The following is a 19,476-nucleotide window of genomic DNA, read 5'->3' as shown; positions in this document are numbered from 1 at the left end:
GCCGAGGAGCAACGATGATCGAGGTGGGTAGCGAGGCGCCGGACTTCACGCTGACGCGACGCGTGCGCGAGGCCCCGGTACGGCTCGCTGACTTCCGGGGGGAACGCAACGTCGTTCTTCTTTTCTTCCCCTTGGCATTCTCCGGTACCTGCACGGAGGAGCTCTGTCGCTTCGCAGAAGACTACTCCACCTGGACGGGGCTCGGCGCCGAGATCATCGGGATCAGTGTGGATTCGCCCTGGGTGAACGCCAAGTTCGCAGAGGAGGTGGGTGCGGACTTTCCCATCCTCTCGGATTTCAACAAGGACGTCAGTCGCGCCTACGACGTGCTGTATGACGACTTCTTCGGCATGAAAGGCGTGTCCAAACGCGCCGCTTTCATCATCGACAAGACAGGTGTGGTCCGTTACGCCTGGATGGACGACGACTCGTCCGTTCTGCCGCCCTTCGATGAGATCGCCGAGGCGCTGACCAAGCTACCTTGAGCACGCTGGTCCCCGTCTCCGCCGGCGGCGGAGCGATCCGTTCCCTGCTCCGCGCCTCAGCGCGGCCGTTCTGCCGTGATCACCAGGCAGGGCATGCTGAGGTTCAGCCGGCCATCCGCCTCGACAAAGGGGCGCAGCGACTCTTCGGCGTGCTCCAGGAGCAACTGGAACTGATCATCGTCCAACAGACCGCCCAGCGTCCAGGCGCAGGCTCGCTCCGTTGACACGAGATCCGCCACCGATGCGAAACGGACCGCGCCTTCCACGCGCTGGACGCGAGCGGAAGCAATGCCGGCCTGCCTGCAAAGCTCCTGCAGACGCCGCGGATCCCCGCTGGTGAATGGGGCCGCGAAAGCGCGCGCCACCTCATCGCCGAACAAGCGTTGGAGCAGCACGGTGAGCACCGCATAGCCGGGCGAGTGGTCGAGGGCGTCGCACACGGAGACGGCGAGACGACCGCCGGGTCTCAAGACGCGCATCATCTCGCGGAGGGCTCCGACCTGGTCGTCGAAGAACATGAATCCGAACTGGCTGACCACCGCGTCGAAATTGTCGTCGTCGAAGGGGAGTGCCTCCGCGCGGCCTCTTCGCCACTCGAGGCCCGGCGCGACGCGCTGGGCCACTTCCAACATCTCCGGGTTGGCGTCCAGTCCGGTGATCGAGCCGGCGGGGCCTACGCGCGCGGCCGCCACTCGCGTGAGGGCGCCCGTGCCGCAGGCGACGTCCAGGACGCGCTCACCGGGGGTGAGCCCGGCGAGGTCGCTCATGGTGGAGCCCCAGGGTCCGAAGACGGCCGGGACGAAGTCCTCCTCGTAGATCTGTGCCGGAGAACGGCTGTCGGTCGGGGACATGGGTCCTCGTGGGGGCTTGGGCCCGCGGGAGCCCGCGCAGCGTGTGCGCTGGGACTCCCGACGGGGGCGCGGGAAGGATCTCACCCCGAAGAGCGAGGAACCAGGTCGGTTCGGGTCATGCGGGCGGCTGGAGTGCGTGTAGGCTGGGGGCGGTTCGGACAAGTGACCATGGGCCTACAGGGGCTCCCGGGCGCGGGGCCTGTCCTATGAGCCGGACGCTCGCGTCACAGATAGGAAGGGCGGCATACGCCGTGCTCGTAGGAGGACAGCCCAGACCGATCTAACGGGGAACATCCCATGGTTCGAGAGTTCACGCTGGCGGTCATGCTCTTCGGGGTGGTGGCCGGCTGCGACAAGAGCAAAGCCGACCCCACGGGTCCCGACGATTCCGAACCCCAGGATCCGGGGCCCACGGTGGTCACACCGGTTGCGGGCCGCTTTCCCATCGACGGCGTCGTCGATCTGGCGGCCGTGGGCGGCGTGCGCTCGACGCAGGTGGAGATGCGCGGCGACTTCGGCCAGGGCGCCGCCAGCGGTTCGGTCACCGTCGACTGGGTGGCCGTCAACGACGACCGGCACCTCTATCTGGCCTTCCGCTGGTCGGACGCGACCAGCGACGCGGAGTTCGATGCCACAGGTCCCATCCAGAATGACGGGATCGTGGTGCACTTCGACGATGACGGCAACGGCAGACAGGAGGTCGGGGAGGACGGAAAGGCACTCCTGGCGGCGCTCAGCGGCTCCCAATACGTGGACATGCACACGACGGCGGCGGCCAACCCCACCGACGTCGTGGGGGACGGCCTCGGCCGGATGGCCCGCGTGGCGGGGGGCTGGGCCGCGGAGTTCCTGATTCCCATCGGGGACGATGCCTCCGGCGAAGATGGCCTCAAGACCGCCGCCACCCGCGTGAACTTCCTGATCTACGATGCGGTGCGCCTCCAGGAGGGCGCGGGTGCGGTCGGCTTCGCCTTCGGCAGTGTCGGCGTGGGGACCAACAGCGGTGGCTGGCCCGCGCTTCCTTGGGCGGACGCGGTGGGCTCCGGTCATCCCGAGCTTCCGACCGGCCTCGGTGGCCTGATCGTATTCGTCTCGGATCACGGAGGCCCCCGGGATATCTACAGCTTCGATCCGGCCAGTCGGCAGGTCCGTCAGATCACCTCGGGAACCGGACTGTTCATCGATGGTGTCTCGCTCTCGCACGACCGCACCCGGGTCGCCTTTCACGGAGCGCCGTCGGAGACGGCGTACAACGACTACGAGATCTATTCCATCCGCGTGGACGGATCGGGGCTAACCCGACTCACCGACAACCACATCCTGGACGGCCACCCCGCGTGGTCGCCCGATGACGAGCGGATCGTCTATGCGAGCTACCGGCCGGGCGGCGACTCCCGCCTGGTGCTCATGACGCCGGGCGGTATGGAGCTGGACGTGCTGACGCCGGACGGCGTAGCCGACAACGACCCCGATTTCCTGCCGGACGGTCGGATCGTGTTCAAGACGGACCGGTTCAGCGCTCAGCCCGAGGTGCGCATGGCGGTGATGGATGCGGACGGCGGAGGCGTGCTCCAGATCAGTGGAGCGGCGGGGACCTCCGACCACGATGCCACCAGCAACGGGACGGTGGCCATCTTCGAACGGTTCATGCGCGGCACCAACTATGCGACCGATCCCGAGTCGGGATTCACCCCCTGGAACCTCATCGAAGCGCGTGTGGACGGCTCGGGCGAGCGCACGCTACTGGCGAACGGCTGGATCAACTGGTTGCCGGTGTTCGATCCGTCGGGAACCTACATCGCCCACCTGAGGGGTGTCGGCTATACGGACGTCCAGATCATGCTTCCGGACGGAACCGAGCTGGGCAGACTGATTCCCGGGATGACGCGCGTGTCGTATATGGACTGGAAGTAGATCCGCTATGGACTGGAAGTAGACCCGCTTTGCACTGGAGGTAGATCCGCGGCGCTCCGAACCGTAGGTCAGGCGCGCTCCACCACCATCGCGAAGCCGAGCCCGCCGGCGGCACACACGGTGATGAGGCCCAGCTCCAGATCACGCCGCTTCATCTCGTTGACGAGCGTCATGGTTACACGTCCACCGGTGGCTCCGAAGGGGTGGCCGATGGCGATGGACCCACCCATGACGTTGATGACGTCCTCGGGAGGGTGCCCCACCGCCGTGGCGCGGCCCAGCTCACGCTCGGCGATCTCGTCGGACTCCCACCAGCGCAGGTTGGAGAGCACCTGGGCCGCAAAGGCCTCGTGCATCTCCAGGAGCTGCACGTCGGCCATGGTGATGCCTGCACGGTCGAGCGCGATGGGCGCCGCGTAGTAGGGGCCCTGCAGGAGCTGCTGGGCGGGGTCGAGCGCCGTGAAGGCGTAGCTCTTGATCCAGGCGAGCGGCTCCACGCCGTGGCTGCGTACTGCCTGCTCGGACATCAACAGCACCGCCGAGGCACCATCGGTGAGCGGCGAAGCATTGCCGGCGGTCACCGATCCGAACTTCCGGTCGAACACCGGCTTCAGCTTGCCGAGGGCCTCCAGGTTCGTGTCGGCGCGGATCCCGTTGTCCCGGTCCACCACGGTTTCGTAGGCCTTGCCCACGTACACCGGTGCGATCTCGGCCAGGAGGCGACCGTCCTCGGTGCCCGCCTGCGCGAGCTGATGGGAACGCAGCGCCCAGCGATCCTGCTCCTCGCGGCTGATGCCGTTCTCCTTGGCCATGCGCTCGGCGGACTGCCCCATGGTCTCGCCCGTTGTGGGTTCGGCGATGGCCGGTTGCACGGGGACCAACTCCTTGGGGCGCAGCCCGCGGAAGGCCGCTACGCGCTGCCCGAGCGTCTTGGCCTTGGAGGCTTCCACCAGACGTTTGGACAGGCGCTCGCTGACGGTGATGGGCACATGGGAGAGCGACTCGGCTCCGCCGGCGATCACGATGTCGGCGTATCCCTGGCCGATCAGGTTCACTCCGTCCGCGATGGCCTGGTTGGCGGAGCTGCAGGCGCGTGAGACCGTCACCGCCGGGACGGTCTTGGGGAGCGTAGCCAGGCCCACCTCACGGGCGATGTTGGGCGCCTGCGTGTCGTGCACCACCGTTCCGTAGATGAGTTGGCCCACCTCGGCGGGGTCGATCTCCGAGCGGGCCACCAACTCCCGCACCGCCAGCTTGCCGAGCTCGATGGCCGTCAGATCGGCGAACACAGTGCCCGAGCGGGCGAACGGGGTCCGGATCCCAGCGACGATGGCCGTCTTCATGTGAGTCACTCCCTGCCTGGCGGACGCGCTGCGAGCGCTGGACCTACCTGCGGGCTTCCCCTAACGTTCCGGCCATCCGACCCGCTCGGGCAACCGGGAGGGTGTGTCGGCCGCGTCCCTGTCATGTCCCGCCACCCCAGCCCGCCATGCGCGCCGTCACCTTCAACGTGACCATTCCGGGCTTCCTGCTGGCCCGCTCGCTCGGACGGGTGTCGCGCGGTGCCACGCATGGCATCCTGAGCGGCCTGCGCCTCCGGGAGCAGCCGGAGCCGGAGCTTCCCGGGCCCGCCTGGGCCAAGCTCACCGTGCTCTATGGTGGGATCTGCGGCTCGGATCTGGGCAATCTGTCGTTCACGTCCAGCCCAGTGATGGAGCCGTTCGGCTCCTTCCCAGCCGTGCTCGGGCACGAGATTCTGGCCCGGGTGGATGAGGTGGGGCCGGGCGTCACCCGTGTGCGTCCCGGTGACCGGGTGGCCGTCGACCCCATGCTCTCCTGCACCGTGCGCGGATTCACCGGAGAGCGCGTGTGCGGGTCCTGTCGGGAGGGGTGGCACTCCACCTGTGAGAACGCGGGAGAGCAGGGCGAGCTGAGGATCGGCGGCGCGCCGCTGGCGCGAGGTCTCACGGTGGGATATCACCGGGACCTCCCGGGTGGCTGGGGCGAGCGCATGATTGCGCACGAATCCCAACTGTTCGTCGTGGACGATGCTCTCGACGATCGGGTGGCCGCGCTCATCGAGCCCCTCTCCATCGGCGTGCACGCGGCTCTGGGAACCGATCTGGGGTCGGGACCGATCCTGGTGATCGGCAGCGGACCCATCGCCTTCGCGACCCTGTGGGCCATCCGGGCCGCCGGGTTCCAGGGCGAGCTTCTGGCACAGGCCAAGCGGCCCGCCGAGGTCGAACTGGCGCGCGCGTTGGGTGCCAGCGCTGTGGTCCGACCGGGAGAGGAGGCGCGCGACGCGCTGGTGGCGACGGGCGCGCAGGCCTACCAGCCCATCGTCGGAGACGAGGTCTACGCGGGCGGCGGCTTCCCGCTGATCTTCGACTGCGTGGGGAGCAAGGACACCATCACACAGTCGCTGCGCTATGCCTCCGCGCGCGGTAGGGTGGTGCTCCTGGGCTGTGCGGCGGAGATCAAGAAGCTGGATCTGACCCTCTTGTGGGCGCACGAGCTGCACGCGCACGGCTTCGTGGGCTACGGGATCGAACGGTGGCGGGGCGAGTCGCTCCACACCTTCGAAGTGACCCACCGGATGCTGCTGGAGACCGACGCGCCCGTGCAGCGCATGGTCACCGATATCTATCCGCTGGCCCAGTACAAGGACGCACTGGCGGCCGCGGAGGATCGGCGCCGCAGCGGTGCTGTGAAGGTGCTGCTCAAGCCCTGAGAAGCGGGATCACCATGGGCGGGGCGCGCCGTGCGGCGAGCCGGCCGCTCGTCCGCAGGATGGTCAGCCGGTCGTTGCCAACAGCGCTTCGGGCTTGGCGGGCTTCTTGGCGGAGCGCTTCTCCTTCTTGGTGAAGCCCTCCAGAGCGCCGGCCTCGTGCAGGGCCAGAAAGGCCTCTACGACCTTCACATCCAGCTGGGTGCCGGCAGCATTGCGCACCACTTCGATGGCGGTGCGAGGTGGCAGACCGCGGCGGTAGGGGCGGTCCGAGGTCAGCGCGTCGAACGTGTCGGCCACCGAGAGGATGCGTGCGTTCAGGTCGATGGCGTCGCCGCGTTGACCATTGGGGTAGCCTCGTCCGTCGATGCGCTCGTGATGGTGCAGCACGATCGGAAGCAGCTCGGCGTACTCAGCGATGGGCTCCAGGATGCGAGCGCCGATGACGGTATGCTCGCGGACGGCTGCCATCTCTTCCTCGGACAGCGGCCCCGCCTTGTTCAGGATCTCCATGGGCACGCCGATCTTGCCGATATCGTGCAGGAGCGCACCCCGCTGGACGATGTCCACGTCCTTCTCGCTCAGGCCCATCTGGGTCGCGATCAGGGTCGCCAGCTCGGCCACCCGCTCGGAGTGCCCCGCGGTCCAGGGTGAGTTGGCGTCGATGGTGCGAGCGAGCGCCGTGAGCGCGCCCCAGTTGAAGCGGTCGAGCGCTCGCAGCCGTCGCACATTGGACAGGGCCAGAGCGAGCTGGTCGGCGACCTGACGCGCGCGCAGCAGATGCGCGCTGCCCTTCTCGGCGTCCGACATCACCGGGAAGGAGACCACCCCCGCCGGCCCGCCGCGCAGCACGAGGGGAAGCGATGCGAAGCCGGCATCGGCATTGGCGGCCAGCGCCGTGACCATGAGGTAGGCGGGGCGCACCGCGCCAGCCGGTGTGTCGATGTGCTGAGGCTGTGTCTCCAGCGACGTCAGATCGCTACGGGCCAGCGTGACGTGCTCCACGTCCACCTCGCTGTCCTGCCCCACCACCGTGTAGCAGACACCCTGGTGGGGATCTTCCGTATCGAGCAGGCACACCGAGATCGTGTCGGTACGAACCACCGAGCGCATGCCGCGCAGCAGCGGATCGATCAGCTGACGCCCCTCGGCTTCCTCCAGCGCCGCCTGGTCCACCTCGCGGATCACCGTGAGGGTGCCGAACTGTTCGCCCAGGCGTTGGGCCATGCGGTTGAAGGAGTCGGCCAGCTCCTGGAACTCGTCGTTGCTGGAGATGTCGACGGTGGTATCGAAGTGCTCGTCGGCGATGCGTCGCGTCCCTTCCTTGAGCCGCTTGAGCGGTTGGATGGTGCGACGGATCTGGACGTCACTGAGGAGCAGCACGATGAGCAGGGCCGTGAGCATCACCGGCAGGAACCGCTGGGTGAAGTCACGCAGGGGAGCCGTGATCGCCTGGGCGGGCACGCTCACCACCAGGTGCCAGGCGGGTGCCTCGAGCGGGCTGCCCAACCGGAGCGGGATGGCGACCGCCTGGAACGGCTCGCCTTCGGCGGTCCAGCTCAGCGTCCCTTCCTCACCGTTGCCCACCAGCGCGGAGAGGCGCGTGCGGAACGTCTCGTCGCTGGAGAGCGGACCATAGAGGGGCGCCAGGGACGCGTCGACGATCGCCAGCTCTCCGCCGGTATAGGGTGCGGTCGGCACGCCGTCCCAGAGGAAGCCGGAGCGCAGGCGAGCCCAGACGATGGTGCGGGGTCCCTCCGCGGACGGCACGGTTCGCGCGAGCAACAGCTCGGGCGTACCCTGCGCGTAGCGGACCACGCGGAACAGCGGGCGATCCTGCTCGAGATAGCGCCGTTCCTCCGCGGAGAGCTCGGGAATGCTCGGGAGCGACCCCAGCACCGCGGTGGGTGCGCGACCGCCACGGTCCAGCGCCACCGCCGCGAAGCTCGCGGCCCGGGCGGCCAGCGCGCCGGCGTCCTTCGGATCGAGCTCAGGGAGTGCGAGCGCGCTCGAAAGGACGCCGAGCTCGCCCTCGGCTACCTGCAGACGGTCACGGAGAAGATCCTGCGTGCCGGCGACGAGATCGTCCACCCGTTCCTGATGGGTGCGCCGCAGATGCTGGGCCACGTGTCGGTAGGAGACGGTGGCCAGCGCGGTGATGGGCAGCACGGCGCAGAAGACGAACAGAAAGAGAAGTCGGCGTGCGACCTTCGTCTCCAGGAAACCGAGTTCGACTCTCACGGTACTCTTGCTGCGTCCGCAGTCCTCGTTGCCCCGGCAGGGGCAGTCCATGCAACCGGTCCCGACGCTCGCCCGATGTCGACGGTCGTCTCCGTGCAACGCCTGGCAGGGGGCAAGAAGGGTGCCCGGCTCCGCCTCGTTGCCGATGTGCAACTGGCGGCCGAGCCCGAGCCCCTGTTCACGCTGCTTTCCGACCCACGGGAGCTGAACGGGCTCACTCCGGACTGGTTCCACCTGGACTTCCTGGACCCGCTGCCTGACCGGATCGGCCTGGGCACTCGGCTCCGCTACCGCCTACGCGCGCGGCGCCTGCGCTGGAGGTGGGAGAGTTGGATCGACCACTGGGAGCCGGTGCGTCGCTTCAGCTACGTCCAGTCCCGGGGGCCGTACCGTACCTTCTGGCACGACCACCGCTTCGACCCGGTCCCGGGTGGGACCCGGGTCCGCGATGTGGTGGACTACGCGGTGTGGGGAGGCAGGCCCGTGAACGGTCTGCTGGTGGAGCCCTGGCTGCGGGACATCTTCACCTACCGGGGGCAGCGCCTAGCCGATCGATTCGGGGAGCTCTGACGGCCTGGACGCGCCCACCCTGCGCCAGATGACCATCTCCAGATTGCGGATGCGCAGCGTCTCGTCCCCCTCCCGGTTCTCGTAGCGGAGGATCAGCTCGTCGTTGAGGCCTTCCTCGTTGCGGAAGAAGAGGCGGTACTCCGTCTGGATGCCGTAGGGCGAGCTCTGGATGCGGTCGATGGGGTGGGCACGGCCCACCGGGCCCCCGAGGCTGATCAGCAGCCGGTCGCCCACCAGGGAGATCTCCCGGCCCTCGTAGCCCTCGGTGTCCGTCACCCAGCGGCCCAGTAGCTCAGAGGGGATCTCGGGGGGCGGCGTCATGTCACAGGCGCTGAGCAGCAGTGCCGACAACAGGAGCGCCCAGGAGCGCCGGCGGATGGAGGTGGTGGAGTCCAGCATGGGTCGGTTCCTCAACGAAGGGCGGGCAGTGCGGGGAGGGCGTCTTCGAGCGCGCCGCGCTCGCGATGCGACTGTACGATCTCCTTCAGATCCGCCGTGTACATGCGCATGAACGCGCCCACGACCTTGGGATCGAACTGGGCGCCCGCTTCCTCCTCGATGATGCGGGTGGCCAGCTCCACGCTCTTCCCGGGGCGGTAGGGGCGGTCCGAGACCAGCGCGTCGAACGTGTCCGCCACGGCCACGATGCGGGCTCCGAAGGGGATGTCCTTGCCGGAGAGCCCGTCGGGGTAGCCGCGACCGTCGAAGCGCTCGTGGTGGTGACGCACGATGGGCAGCATGAACTCGAAGGCCGCGATCGGCTTGAGGATGGCCTCCCCGATCGTGACGTGCGTCTTGATGATCTCGTACTCCTCGTCGGTGAGTCGACCATTCTTGTCGAGCACCGCCGTGGGTACGCCGATCTTCCCGATGTCGTGCAGCATGGTCGCGGAGTGCAGGACGGAGATCTCCTTCTCCGGGAGGCCCAGCAGCGCCGCCAGACGCACGGTAAGCTCAGTGACTCGGCGCGAATGACCGGACGTCCAGTGGGAGCTGGCGTCGATGGCCAGTGCCAGAGCGGTCATGGCGCCTTCCTTCAGATCGCCCAGATCCACCAGGCGACGCACGCTCCAGACACCGAGTGCGGCCTGGTCGGCGAGTTGGCGCGCTTGCACGCGCTCGTCGTCGTCCAGGGCACGTCCGCCCGGTCCCTCCACCACCAGACAGCCGGCGGGTTGGGACTGCACACGCAGTGGAAACACGTCCAACGCGCCATCGCCCTCCGGCCGCAGGCCGAGGGCGTCGCCCAGTGCTCCGCCCTTCGGGCCTCGCAGCGCGATGTGATCAGCGCCCTCCGCGAGGATCGCCTTCGCCGAAGGGCCGAGGTGCACGGAGAAGCGCTCGACTCCCGATTCGTCCGCACCGTTGCGGAGCAGGGTGGCCGGCCCCCTCTCGTTCAGGATCATGATGCTGAAGTCGGCGCCCGGGATCGCATGGGCCAGCGGTGCCGCGATGCCGTCCAGCATGTGATCGAGCGTGCGTGACTCCAGCGCGTGACGGTCGAGCTGGTGTAGCGCTTCCAACGTGCGGAACTGGCGCCCCAGGTCGTCGGCCATCGTGTTGAAGGACTCGGCCAGATCGTTGAACTCGTCCTTGGTGCGGACCTGCACACGGCTCTCGAAGTCACCGTGCGCGATCCTCCTGGTCCCTTCCTTCAAACGGTCCAGGGGGTCGATGGTGCGGCGGATCTGCACGTTGCTGAGCAACAGCACCGACCAGAGCGCCAGCAGCAACGTGGGGACGAAGGCGCGCGTGAATCCGTGGAGCGGTGCGAGGGCGGCCGCGGCCGGCTCGCTGACGATGGCCACCCAGGCGGGCGCGCGGAACTGACCGCTCAGGAAGATCTGCCAGGCCCAGCCGCGGCTGTCCTCCCCACCGTCCTGCCAGGAGACCGGCTCGGAACGCACGGCCAGCGCCCGCTGGCGCACGGCGGCCGGAACCGCGTGGGGGCAAGCGAGGGCCTCGCCGGACGGGTCCAGCACGCACAGCGCCCGCCCGATCTCGGAAGCCGAGTAGACCTGGGCCGTGGCCCACATGGAATCGGCCCGAACGGGCGCGGCCAACAGCCCATGCCCGCTCGGATCGCGGCGTAGCAGAACCGGGTGCCGAGACCCCTCGGGCAGCACGAGGTGCGTGCCCCCGGCGTCCAGGAAGGCGCGGGTCGCGTCGTCCAGCTCCGGGAATGCCGCGACGCGCTCTCCGACGCTCCAACGCGGTGGCGAGCCTTCCTCGCCGCCCGCCAAACCGCCCAGCAGACGCAGCGTCAAGGAAGCGTCGGACCCAGGGTTGCGCAGACCCTCCTGTCCGGCCAGCAGCGCCAGTTCCGACTCGGCCGCCATCAGGCGCTCGATCACCGACATGCCGGCCGCCGTGGCGGCCTGGCTGAGGCGCTCCTCGCCCTGGGCGGCCAGCTCGCGCGTGACGTGCCGGTAGGAAAGCCACAGCGAAATGGAAAGCGGAAGCAGGGCGCACAGCACGAAGAGTGTCAGCAGCCGGCGCGCGACGCGGGTGGTCAGGAAGCGGCGCTCGACGAGAGCCATGGCTCAGAAGTTCTTGCCGAGGCCGATGAAACCGCCGTCGTTGCCGCGCACGATGTCGTCGTGACTGGCGCCGCCGGTGAGCGGCCCAACGCACTTTCCGTCGGGACCCACGGAAAACAGATCGAAGTCGGAGTTCAGCGGAACCAGGAAGCGGTTCTTGCGAGGCGAACAGTTCGGACCGCCACCACCGCCACCACCGCCCCCTCCACCACCACCACCACCGCCACCGCCTCCTCCACCACCCGGGACCTTCGTGCCCGCGATGGCCTGGTATTCGTAGGGCTGACCCCAAGGATCCAGGAAGCCACCCCGTCCGATGTCGGCCAGGGAGGTGGGGTAGAGCCCGTCGTTTTGCCCGGCGTACTCGGCCACCTCGATGCTCAGGACCCGGACGTCTGCGATGGCTGCGGCAATTTGCGCCTGCAGGCGGGCCCCCTGGAGCTTGGGCACCACGATGGATGCGAGCGTCCCGATGATGGCCATCACCACCAGGAGCTCGATCAGCGTAAAGCCTTTATGCGAAAGCGCTTGCCGCACCGTACCATCTGCCTCGGGCCGCCGGACGGATCAGGGGGTCTTCCCCGCTCCGGTGGCAGGTTCCGCTGGACCGAGTGCAAACCTCGTGCGAGCCGCATCAATGGCGCGGACGCCACGGTTCGGGGCCGAGCAAGCGAAGGCCCCCGTCCCGAAGCACGGACGGGGGCCCGAGGAACGCTTTGCAGGGGGTGCGTACCCCGTGCGCCTGGGGGTCAGGCGGTGGGCTGCTGGACGTCGACCACCAGGCGGGTGGGGTCTTCCAGTTCGATGATGCGGTAGGGCATGGCCGTGGCGAGGTCGAAGACCCAGGACACCTCGCCCTCGAAGTCGCAGGTGCGGATCAGGGTGACCAGGTTGGCCGAGCTCCCCTTCCGGGTCGTGGGACCCACTGTGGAGCGGCCGTCGTCATCGTGGCCGCGCGCTCCCGAGATCCGCAGCCGCAGGAAGGCCGCACCCGAGGTGGCCACGGCCACTTCGGACGGGTCGGCCGCGCATTCCGTGGGCGCTTCGGTGAGGTACTCCAGCCGGTAGCCCGGGAAATCGGGCGCGTCGGCCCGGAAGCTCACCACCAGGCGGTCGAACCCCTGGTGCGAAGCGAGCTCGATCCCATCGATAGTGCGCGAGGGAGCCCCCGGAGGGGGGCGGCGGTTCAGCGTGCCCTGGGTCCAGGGCAGGGTGAGCCCCAACTCCCCCGGATCAATGCCCTCCAGGGTCTCGCTGGAGAGGGTGTCCTGCACCGGAGGCCCCGGTGGGAAGTAGGGAACCTCCTCCGCTGGGGGCTCGCCGCCACAGGCCACCAGGCCCACGACCCCCAGCAGCCATCCAGCACTGATCCCGCGCCGCAGCCTTCCAGGTCCGATCACGTCAGCCCTTCTCCTCATTCTGTTTGATGGCTTCCTGCAGGGCGTCGAAGCCCAGCAGGGCGCATTTTACGCGCACCGGGAACTTGCTCACGCCGGCCAGGGCCCGCAGGTCGCCCAGGCTCCGGTCCTTGGCGGCCTCCGCGCTGCCGTGCATCATCTCGGTGAAGCGGGCGGCCAGGTCCAGGGCCTCCTGTACCGGCTTGCCCTTCAGCAGGGCCGTCATCATCGACACGGACGCCTGCGAGATGGAACAGCCCTCCCCGGTGAAGCGCGCGTCCGCGATGACCCCGTCCACCAGACGGAGGCGCAGATGCACGTCGTCCCCGCAGCTGGGATTCCGCATGTGGATCTCGACGCTCGATTCCGGAAGCTCCCCTTTGTTCCGGGGCTTTCGGTAGTGATCCAGGATGAGTTCCTGGAAGAGCGATGTGAGCTGGGGTTCGGTCCGGTCCACTGGCGTCCTGAGTAACGGGGGCGACCCCTACCCGAAGATGCGTCGCGCCTCGCCGAGCCCTTCGACCAGCCGGTCGACGTCGGCGGGCGAGTTGTACACATAGAACGAGGCACGGTTCGTAGCCGGGACACCCAGGTGGCGCATCAAAGGCTGGGCGCAGTGGTGTCCGGCGCGAATGGCCACGCCTCGGGTGTCGAGGACGGTGGCAACGTCGTGAGGGTGGACGCCCTCCATCTGGAAGGAGACCACGCCCGAGCGCCGCTCCAGCTCGGGGGGGCCGAACGTCCGGATCCCCGGCACGGTGGAAAGCGCGTCCAGGGCGTAGGCGAGCAGCTCCCGCTCGTGCGCCAGGATGGCGTCCCGCCCGAGCGCGTCCAGATAGCGGATCGCCGCGGCCAGCCCTACCGCGCCGGCCACGTGGGGGGTGCCCGCTTCGAACTTGTTGGGGAGGGCGGCCCAGGTGCTGCCTTCCAGCTCCACCGTCTCGATCATGTCGCCGCCACCCTGGTAGGGAGCCATGGCCTGCAGCAGCTCCCGGCGACCCCAGAGCGCGCCGATGCCCGTGGGCCCCAGCATCTTGTGGCCGGACAGCGCGTAGAAGTCGGCTCCGAGCGCGGATACGTCCACCGGCAGGTGGGGCGCTCCCTGGGCGCCGTCCACGACCACCAGGGCTCCCACGGCGTGCGCGGCGTCTGCGATGCGACGGACCGGGTGGACGGTGCCCAGCGCGTTGGACACGTGCGCCACCGCCACCAGACGGGTGCGTTCGCTGATGAGTGTGTCCAGGGCGCCCAGGTCCAAGGTGCCGTCCTCCGCGATGCGCAGGAAGCGGAGTACGGCGCCGGTGCGACGGGCCAGCAACTGCCAGGGCACGAGGTTGGAGTGGTGCTCCATCTCGGAGAGCAGGAGCTCGTCCCCGGGCCGGAGCTGATCCAAGCCCCAGGCGTGCGCCACCAGGTTGAGGGCTTCGGTGGTGCCCCGCGTCCAGATCACCTCCGCCGGGTCACGGGCTCCGATCCAAGCAGCCACCGTGGCGCGGGCACCCTCATAGACCTCCGTGGCGCGCCGCGAAAGCTCGTAGAGGCCGCGATGGACGTTGGCGTTGTCGTGGCGGTAGAAGTGCTCGATGGCGTCCAGCACCGCGATGGGCTTCTGGGTGGTGGCCGCGTTGTCGAGGTAGGCGAGGGGCTGTCCGTGGATGGACTGCGCGAGGATGGGGAAGTCCGCCTTGGGGGCCAGCGGCTGCAGGCGCGCGCTCACGTCGGCCATTCCCTACTCCGTGTGGACGTAGATCCCATCCTCCCGCTCCTCGACCTCGAAGGAGCGGACGGGCCGCACGGCCGGCAGGCGCGTCGCCCGCCCCGTGCACACGTCGAAGCGCGCGCCGTGCAAGGTACACTCGAGCTCGGACCCTTCCAGCTCACCCTGCGACAACGCGAACTCAGCGTGCGAGCACTGGTCCTCCAGCGCGTAGAGCACACCGTCCACATTGGCCACTACGATGCGCTCGCCCTCGGCCTCCACGGCCAACAGCGAACCCGCGGGGCAAGCCCCGGGGTCGGCGACCCGCACCCAGCTCACGCCCGGCCCAGCTTGGACTCGATGACCTTGGTGACCTTGTCCACCACGCCGCCCAGGGGCAGTCGACTCAGCACCTCCCCCAGGAATCCCAGCACCACCAGACGCTCGGCCCGCTCGCGCTGCAACCCGCGGCTCATCAGGTAGAACAGCGCCTCCGCGTCGAGCTGCCCCACGGTAGCGCCGTGCGAGCACTTCACGTCGTCCGCCTCGATCTCGAGGTTGGGGAGCGAGTCCGCACGCGCATGGTCGGACAAGAGCAGATTGCGATTGGTCTGGTAGGCATCCGTCCGCTGGGCACGCTCGTGCACCTTGATGATGCCCCGGAAGACCGAGCGGGCCTTGCCATCGAGCGCGCCCTTGTACAGCAGGTCGGAGGTGGCGTTGGGGGCCACGTGATCCTGGCTGGTGCACATGTCGAAGTGCTGGCGCCCGTCTCCGAAGTACAGCCCCAGCATATCGCTGTTGGCACCCGGTCCGAGCAGGCGCGCGTTCAGATCCAGGCGGGCCACCGAAGCACCCAGCTGCACGTTCAGCGTGTCCAACGTGGAGTCGCGCCTGGCCACCGTGCGCTGCTGCGACAGATGGAAGGCGCCCGTCCCCATGCGCTGCAGGGAGACGTACTGCACCTGGGCGCCATCCTCGGCGAACATCTCGACCGCCGAGGAATGGAACGTCTGGCGCTCGAAGTCCGGCGAGAGGATCTCGTCGACGAAAGAGGCGCGGCTCCCGCGTTCAGCGATGAGCAGCGTGCGCGTGAAATACGCCGTGCCCGCCTCCGACGCCCAACGCGTCACCCGCACCGGCAGGTCCAGCTGCACGTTGGCGGGCAAGTACAGAAGCACGCCGTCCTGCCAGAGGGCCGCGTTCAACGCCTGGAACTTGCCCTCCGAGGCGGGCACGGCCTGCTCCAAGTGACTCTGGATCAGTTCCGCGTGGGTGTGCGCCGCCTCGCGCAGCGACAGCAACAGCACGCCGCGGGCTTGGAGCTCCGGATCCAGATCCACGTGCACCAGGCACCCGTCCACCTCGACCGCGTGGCCGGCGGCGCTGCGGTCCGCGTCCATGGCCTCGCGCAGCCCGGCCGGAAAGGCCTCGGGGGCCAAAGCCCGAGGTCCCTCGCCCAGGGACAGGTCCTGGATCTTCAGCACGCGCTTCACGTCGGTGTAGCGCCAATGCTCGAGCGTGGTGGTGGGGAAGGGCAGCGACTCGTAGGTCTCCCATGCCTCCAGGCGCCGCTGCCGCAGCCACTCGGGCGCCCCCTGGGCCCGCGCCTCGGCCGCGTCCCGGTTCAGTGCTGCCGTCACCCCCTCGGGGGCCATCGTCGTCACGCTCGTCATCGTTGGCTCAACCCACCGATCCTTCCATCTCGAGCTCGATCAGGCGATTGAGCTCGACTGCGTACTCCAAGGGCAGCTGCTTGGCGATGGGCTCGATGAACCCGCGCACGATCAGCGCCATGGCTTCGTCTTCGGGAATGCCGCGGCTGGTCAGATAGAACAGCTGCTCGTCGCCGATCTTGGACACCGTGGCTTCGTGCCCGACGTTGGCGTCCTTCTCTTCGATCTCGATGTACGGATAGGTGTCCGTGCGCGAGGTGTCGTTGATGAGCAGCGCGTCGCACTCCACGTTCGCCTTGGTCCCGGTAGCGCCCTCGTAGACCTTGCAGAGCCCCCGGTAGGACGAGCGCCCGGTGCCCTTCGAGATCGACTTGGAGACGATCGAAGACGTGGTGTGCGGCGCGGCGTGGATGATCTTGCCACCCGTATCCTGGTGCTGACCGTTCCCCGCATAGGCGATGGAGAGGATGGAGCCGTGCGCTCCCTCACCGACCAGGTAGCAGGACGGGTACTTCATGGTGACCTTGGAGCCCAGGTTGCCGTCCAGCCACTCCATGGTCCCGTGCTCGTGCACCAGCGCCCGCTGGGTCACGAGGTTGTACATGTTGTTGGACCAGTTCTGGATGGTGGTGTAGCGGAAGTGGGCCCCCGGCATCACCACGATCTCGATCACGCCCGAGTGGAACGAGTCCGTCGAGTAGACGGGCGCGGTGCACCCTTCGATGTAGTGCGCGCGCGCACCTTCTTCCACGATGATCAGCGTGCGCTCGAACTGCCCCATCTGCTCCTGATTGACCCGGAAGTAGGCCTGCAGCGGCGTCTCCAGCTGGACGCCTTTGGGGATGTAGACGAACGAGCCTCCCGACCACACCGCCGAGTTCATGGCCGCGAACTTGTTGTCGGCCGGCGGCACCACCGTGGCGAAGTACTTCCGGAACAGCTCTGGATGGTTCTTGAGGCCGTCCTCGATGGAGTCGAAGATGACGCCCTGCTTGGTCCACTCCTCCTTCAGCGAGTGGTAGACCATCTCGGATTCGTACTGGGCGCCCACCCCGGCCAGGATGTTCCGCTCCGCCTCGGGAATCCCCAGCTTCTCGAACGTGTCCTTGATGGACTGGGGCACGTCGTCCCAGGAGCGCTCCATCCTCTCCTGCGGCCGCACATAGAAGTAGATCTGATCGAGGACCGCTTCGAGATTGGACAGGTCCGCACCCCAAGCCGGCATCGGCTTGGAATTGTAGATCTCCAGCGCCTTGAGTCGGAACTCGAGCATCCACTCGGGTTCGCCCTTCTGCGCCGAGATCTCCCGGACCACCTTCTCGTTCAGCCCACGATCGGACCGGAAGAGCGGTTCGTCCTCGGTGATGAAGTGGTACTTGTATTCGTCGAGTTGCAGTCCCTCGACCAGCTCATTCTCAGGCATCGTTCGTCTCCGTGGTCGCGAGCGGCGCGGCTCAGGCGCCGACCGGCTCGCGATACTCGGCGTATCCCTCGGACTCCAGCTCCAGCGCCACCTCGGGCCCGCCCGAGCGCACGATCTGACCCTTCACCATGACGTGCACGATGTCGGGCTTGATGTAGTTGAGGAGCCGTTGGTAGTGCGTGATCAACAGCACGGCCATCTCGGGGCGCTCCTTCTTGAGCGCGTTGACCCCGGCCGCCACGATCTTGAGGGCGTCGATGTCGAGTCCGGAATCGGTCTCGTCCATGAGCGCCAGCGTGGGCTTGAGCATGGCCATCTGCAGGATCTCGTTCCGCTTCTTCTCACCGCCGCTGAATCCGTCGTTGACGGAGCGCTCGGCGAACGACGTGTCCATCTCGAGTAGCTCCATCGCAGCGATCAACTCGTCCTGGAAGTCGAAGAGATCCAACTCCTCTCCTTCGGGCAGCCGTGCCTGCTGGGCCGCGCGCAAGAAATTCGCGATGGAGACGCCCGGGATGTCGACCGGATACTGGAAGGCCAGGAAGATGCCGGCGCGGGCGCGCTCATCGGGCTCCAGCTCCAGGAGATCCTGCCCCTGGTAGAGCACCGTACCCGCGGTGGCCTCGTATCCGGGATGACCCATGAGCACTTTGGCCAACGTGCTCTTGCCGGAGCCGTTGGGCCCCATGATGGCGTGGATCTCTCCGGGGCGGATCTCGAGGTCCACACCTCGCAGGATGTCGAGGTCCTCTTCAGCCACCTTGGCTTCGAGTCCGGAGATCTTCAGGATGGGCGTGTCGGACATGTGGGATCGGGAGCCGGTTCGGTGTCTGTATGGACCGCCGCAGGCGGAGACGAGAAGCAGCGGCCCCGCCGGGAGACCGCTGCTAAACAAGAATGATTCTTAGTTTCATAAGCGTACGTCGGCAATGCCTCCACGTCAAGCTGAAAACGTTTGTTTTGGGGCATTTCCGTGGGGTTGGCGAAGGGGGTCCCGCCAGCGTCATCTTGGGCCGATGACACCTCGCACATCCCCTCCGTCGCCAGCTTCGTCCGGCGCCCCCCAGCCGCTCCCCGGGCCCCTGTGGGTGGTGCTGGGGGGTGGGGGTGTCCGCGGCGTCGCTCACGTCGGCGCCTGGGAGGCGGTGCGCGAGGCCGGTCTCGAGGTGGCCGGCATCATCGGCACCAGCATCGGAGCCCTGATCGGGGCGGCGGTGGCCGGCGGGATGGAGTGGCGGCAGTTGGTGCGTCTGGGGCTGTCCCTCAAGAAGGAGGACATCGTCCGGCTGAACCGCGGCGTGATCTGGGTGAACGGCATTCGGGAGGAGTCGGTCTTCCACGGAGAGGCGCTGCGAGCCTACGCCGAGCGAGTGCTCCCTCACGGCACCTGGGACGACCTCAAGCTGCCGCTCCAGGTCAACGCGGTGGACCTGGCCAGCGGCACCACGGAGTGGTTCGGCACGGGTGCGCGCACCGACGCCTCGGTGCAGGAGGCCTGCTACGCCTCGGCAGCCCTTCCGGTACTCTTTCCCCCCGCCCGCATCGGCGAGCGCATCTACGTGGACGGGGGGACGGTCGACGCGCTGCCCATCGAGCGGGCCCGCGAGCTCGGGGCGGGCACCATCCTCGCCATCGATGTGGGAGCGGGACCGGAGGCGGATGCGGAGAAGACCGTGTCCGACGGTCTGATCGCCATCCACGAACGCGTCTTCGCCATCATGTCCGGGGGGCGGCGGCGCGAGCAGGTGGCCCGATGGGAGGGGCCGCGGCTCATCTACGTACGTCCGTCGGTGGACGCCTACTCGGCCTTCGCCTTCGACCAGGTGAAGTTCTTCCTGGAGGAGGGGTACCGGGCCACGCGCACCGCGCTGGAGGGGGTGTTGGGCCCTCGCTGATCCCCACCCCGGGGGGTCGCCGGGGATCATGTCTCCGGCCCCCTAACGAACGTT

18 protein-coding genes are annotated in these 19,476 nt (G+C 68.2%); 5 read left to right on the top strand and 13 right to left on the bottom strand.

What is annotated here, in order from left to right; genetic code table 11:
- Nucleotides 1-14: 14 nt before the first annotated feature.
- Nucleotides 15-485 (top strand): redoxin domain-containing protein, encoded by a 471-nt coding sequence (locus tag R3E10_16535; GenBank protein ID MEZ4417363.1) that lies wholly within the window; start codon nt 15-17, stop codon nt 483-485.
- Between the two features lie 56 nt (nt 486-541).
- Here the strand turns inward: R3E10_16535 and R3E10_16530 are convergent, their stop codons facing one another.
- Complete coding sequence (locus R3E10_16530; protein ID MEZ4417362.1) at nt 542-1,336, bottom strand: methyltransferase domain-containing protein; 795 nt, start codon at nt 1,334-1,336, stop codon at nt 542-544.
- 297 nt (nt 1,337-1,633) lie between these two features.
- Between R3E10_16530 and R3E10_16525 the strand changes: the two genes are divergently transcribed.
- Nucleotides 1,634-3,250, top strand: a complete 1,617-nt coding sequence (locus R3E10_16525; protein MEZ4417361.1) for a hypothetical protein — start codon at nt 1,634-1,636, stop codon at nt 3,248-3,250.
- A 68-nt stretch (nt 3,251-3,318) separates the two neighbouring features.
- On the opposite strand, the gene fadI is transcribed toward R3E10_16525, so the two are convergent.
- Nucleotides 3,319-4,593 carry an acetyl-CoA C-acyltransferase FadI gene (gene fadI / locus R3E10_16520; protein MEZ4417360.1) on the bottom strand — a complete coding sequence of 425 codons (1,275 nt, stop codon included), beginning with the start codon at nt 4,591-4,593 and terminating at the stop codon, nt 3,319-3,321.
- A 146-nt stretch (nt 4,594-4,739) separates the two neighbouring features.
- On the opposite strand from fadI, the gene R3E10_16515 reads away from it, so the two are divergent.
- Nucleotides 4,740-5,984, top strand: a complete 1,245-nt coding sequence (locus R3E10_16515) for an alcohol dehydrogenase catalytic domain-containing protein (protein ID MEZ4417359.1) — start codon at nt 4,740-4,742, stop codon at nt 5,982-5,984.
- 63 nt (nt 5,985-6,047) lie between these two features.
- On the opposite strand, the gene R3E10_16510 is transcribed toward R3E10_16515, so the two are convergent.
- Entirely contained in the window at nt 6,048-8,222 is a 2,175-nt protein-coding gene (locus R3E10_16510; protein ID MEZ4417358.1) for an HD domain-containing protein, read from the bottom strand.
- Between the two features lie 75 nt (nt 8,223-8,297).
- On the opposite strand from R3E10_16510, the gene R3E10_16505 reads away from it, so the two are divergent.
- The gene (locus R3E10_16505; protein MEZ4417357.1) at nt 8,298-8,792 is read left to right on the top strand and encodes a CDP-paratose 2-epimerase; all 495 of its coding nucleotides are present in this window, start codon (nt 8,298-8,300) and stop codon (nt 8,790-8,792) included.
- On the opposite strand, the gene R3E10_16500 is transcribed toward R3E10_16505, so the two are convergent.
- The 10 genes from R3E10_16500 to sufC all read right to left on the bottom strand — a co-directional run bounded on the left by R3E10_16500 (nt 8,766) and on the right by sufC (nt 18,332).
- Nucleotides 8,766-9,191 carry a hypothetical protein gene (locus R3E10_16500; protein ID MEZ4417356.1) on the bottom strand — a complete coding sequence of 142 codons (426 nt, stop codon included), beginning with the start codon at nt 9,189-9,191 and terminating at the stop codon, nt 8,766-8,768. The two genes, R3E10_16505 and R3E10_16500, sit on opposite strands and share 27 nt — an antisense overlap.
- Nucleotides 9,192-9,202: 11 nt before the next feature.
- Nucleotides 9,203-11,332: an HD domain-containing phosphohydrolase gene (locus R3E10_16495; protein ID MEZ4417355.1), complete on the bottom strand. Its 2,130-nt coding sequence runs from the start codon at nt 11,330-11,332 to the stop codon at nt 9,203-9,205.
- A 3-nt stretch (nt 11,333-11,335) separates the two neighbouring features.
- Nucleotides 11,336-11,869: a prepilin-type N-terminal cleavage/methylation domain-containing protein gene (locus tag R3E10_16490; protein MEZ4417354.1), complete on the bottom strand. Its 534-nt coding sequence runs from the start codon at nt 11,867-11,869 to the stop codon at nt 11,336-11,338.
- A 212-nt stretch (nt 11,870-12,081) separates the two neighbouring features.
- Complete coding sequence (locus R3E10_16485; GenBank protein ID MEZ4417353.1) at nt 12,082-12,732, bottom strand: hypothetical protein; 651 nt, start codon at nt 12,730-12,732, stop codon at nt 12,082-12,084.
- 1 nt (nt 12,733) lies between these two features.
- Nucleotides 12,734-13,186 (bottom strand): SUF system NifU family Fe-S cluster assembly protein, encoded by a 453-nt coding sequence (locus tag R3E10_16480; GenBank protein ID MEZ4417352.1) that lies wholly within the window; start codon nt 13,184-13,186, stop codon nt 12,734-12,736.
- A 27-nt stretch (nt 13,187-13,213) separates the two neighbouring features.
- Nucleotides 13,214-14,455, bottom strand: a complete 1,242-nt coding sequence (locus R3E10_16475) for a cysteine desulfurase (protein ID MEZ4417351.1) — start codon at nt 14,453-14,455, stop codon at nt 13,214-13,216.
- Between the two features lie 3 nt (nt 14,456-14,458).
- On the bottom strand, nt 14,459-14,767 hold the full coding sequence (locus R3E10_16470) for a non-heme iron oxygenase ferredoxin subunit (protein ID MEZ4417350.1): 309 nt from the start codon (nt 14,765-14,767) through the stop codon (nt 14,459-14,461).
- Nucleotides 14,764-16,104, bottom strand: a complete 1,341-nt coding sequence (gene sufD, locus R3E10_16465; GenBank protein MEZ4417349.1) for a Fe-S cluster assembly protein SufD — start codon at nt 16,102-16,104, stop codon at nt 14,764-14,766. The genes R3E10_16470 and sufD overlap by 4 nt, the downstream gene beginning before the upstream one ends.
- Nucleotides 16,105-16,111: 7 nt before the next feature.
- Entirely contained in the window at nt 16,112-17,527 is a 1,416-nt protein-coding gene (gene sufB / locus R3E10_16460) for a Fe-S cluster assembly protein SufB (GenBank protein MEZ4417348.1), read from the bottom strand.
- Between the two features lie 31 nt (nt 17,528-17,558).
- The gene (gene sufC / locus R3E10_16455; GenBank protein ID MEZ4417347.1) at nt 17,559-18,332 is read right to left on the bottom strand and encodes a Fe-S cluster assembly ATPase SufC; all 774 of its coding nucleotides are present in this window, start codon (nt 18,330-18,332) and stop codon (nt 17,559-17,561) included.
- Nucleotides 18,333-18,456: 124 nt separating this feature from the next.
- Here sufC and R3E10_16450 point away from each other — a divergent pair, with 124 nt between their 5' ends.
- On the top strand, nt 18,457-19,422 hold the full coding sequence (locus tag R3E10_16450) for a patatin-like phospholipase family protein (protein MEZ4417346.1): 966 nt from the start codon (nt 18,457-18,459) through the stop codon (nt 19,420-19,422).
- Nucleotides 19,423-19,476 lie beyond the last annotated feature (54 nt).

This window comes from Gemmatimonadota bacterium, assembly GCA_041390105.1.
In the GTDB taxonomy this organism is placed as follows: domain Bacteria; phylum Gemmatimonadota; class Gemmatimonadetes; order Longimicrobiales; family Gaopeijiaceae; genus JAGQIF01.
Note: the sequence above shows the minus strand (reverse complement) of the source record. Positions and strands in the feature narration are given on the sequence as shown.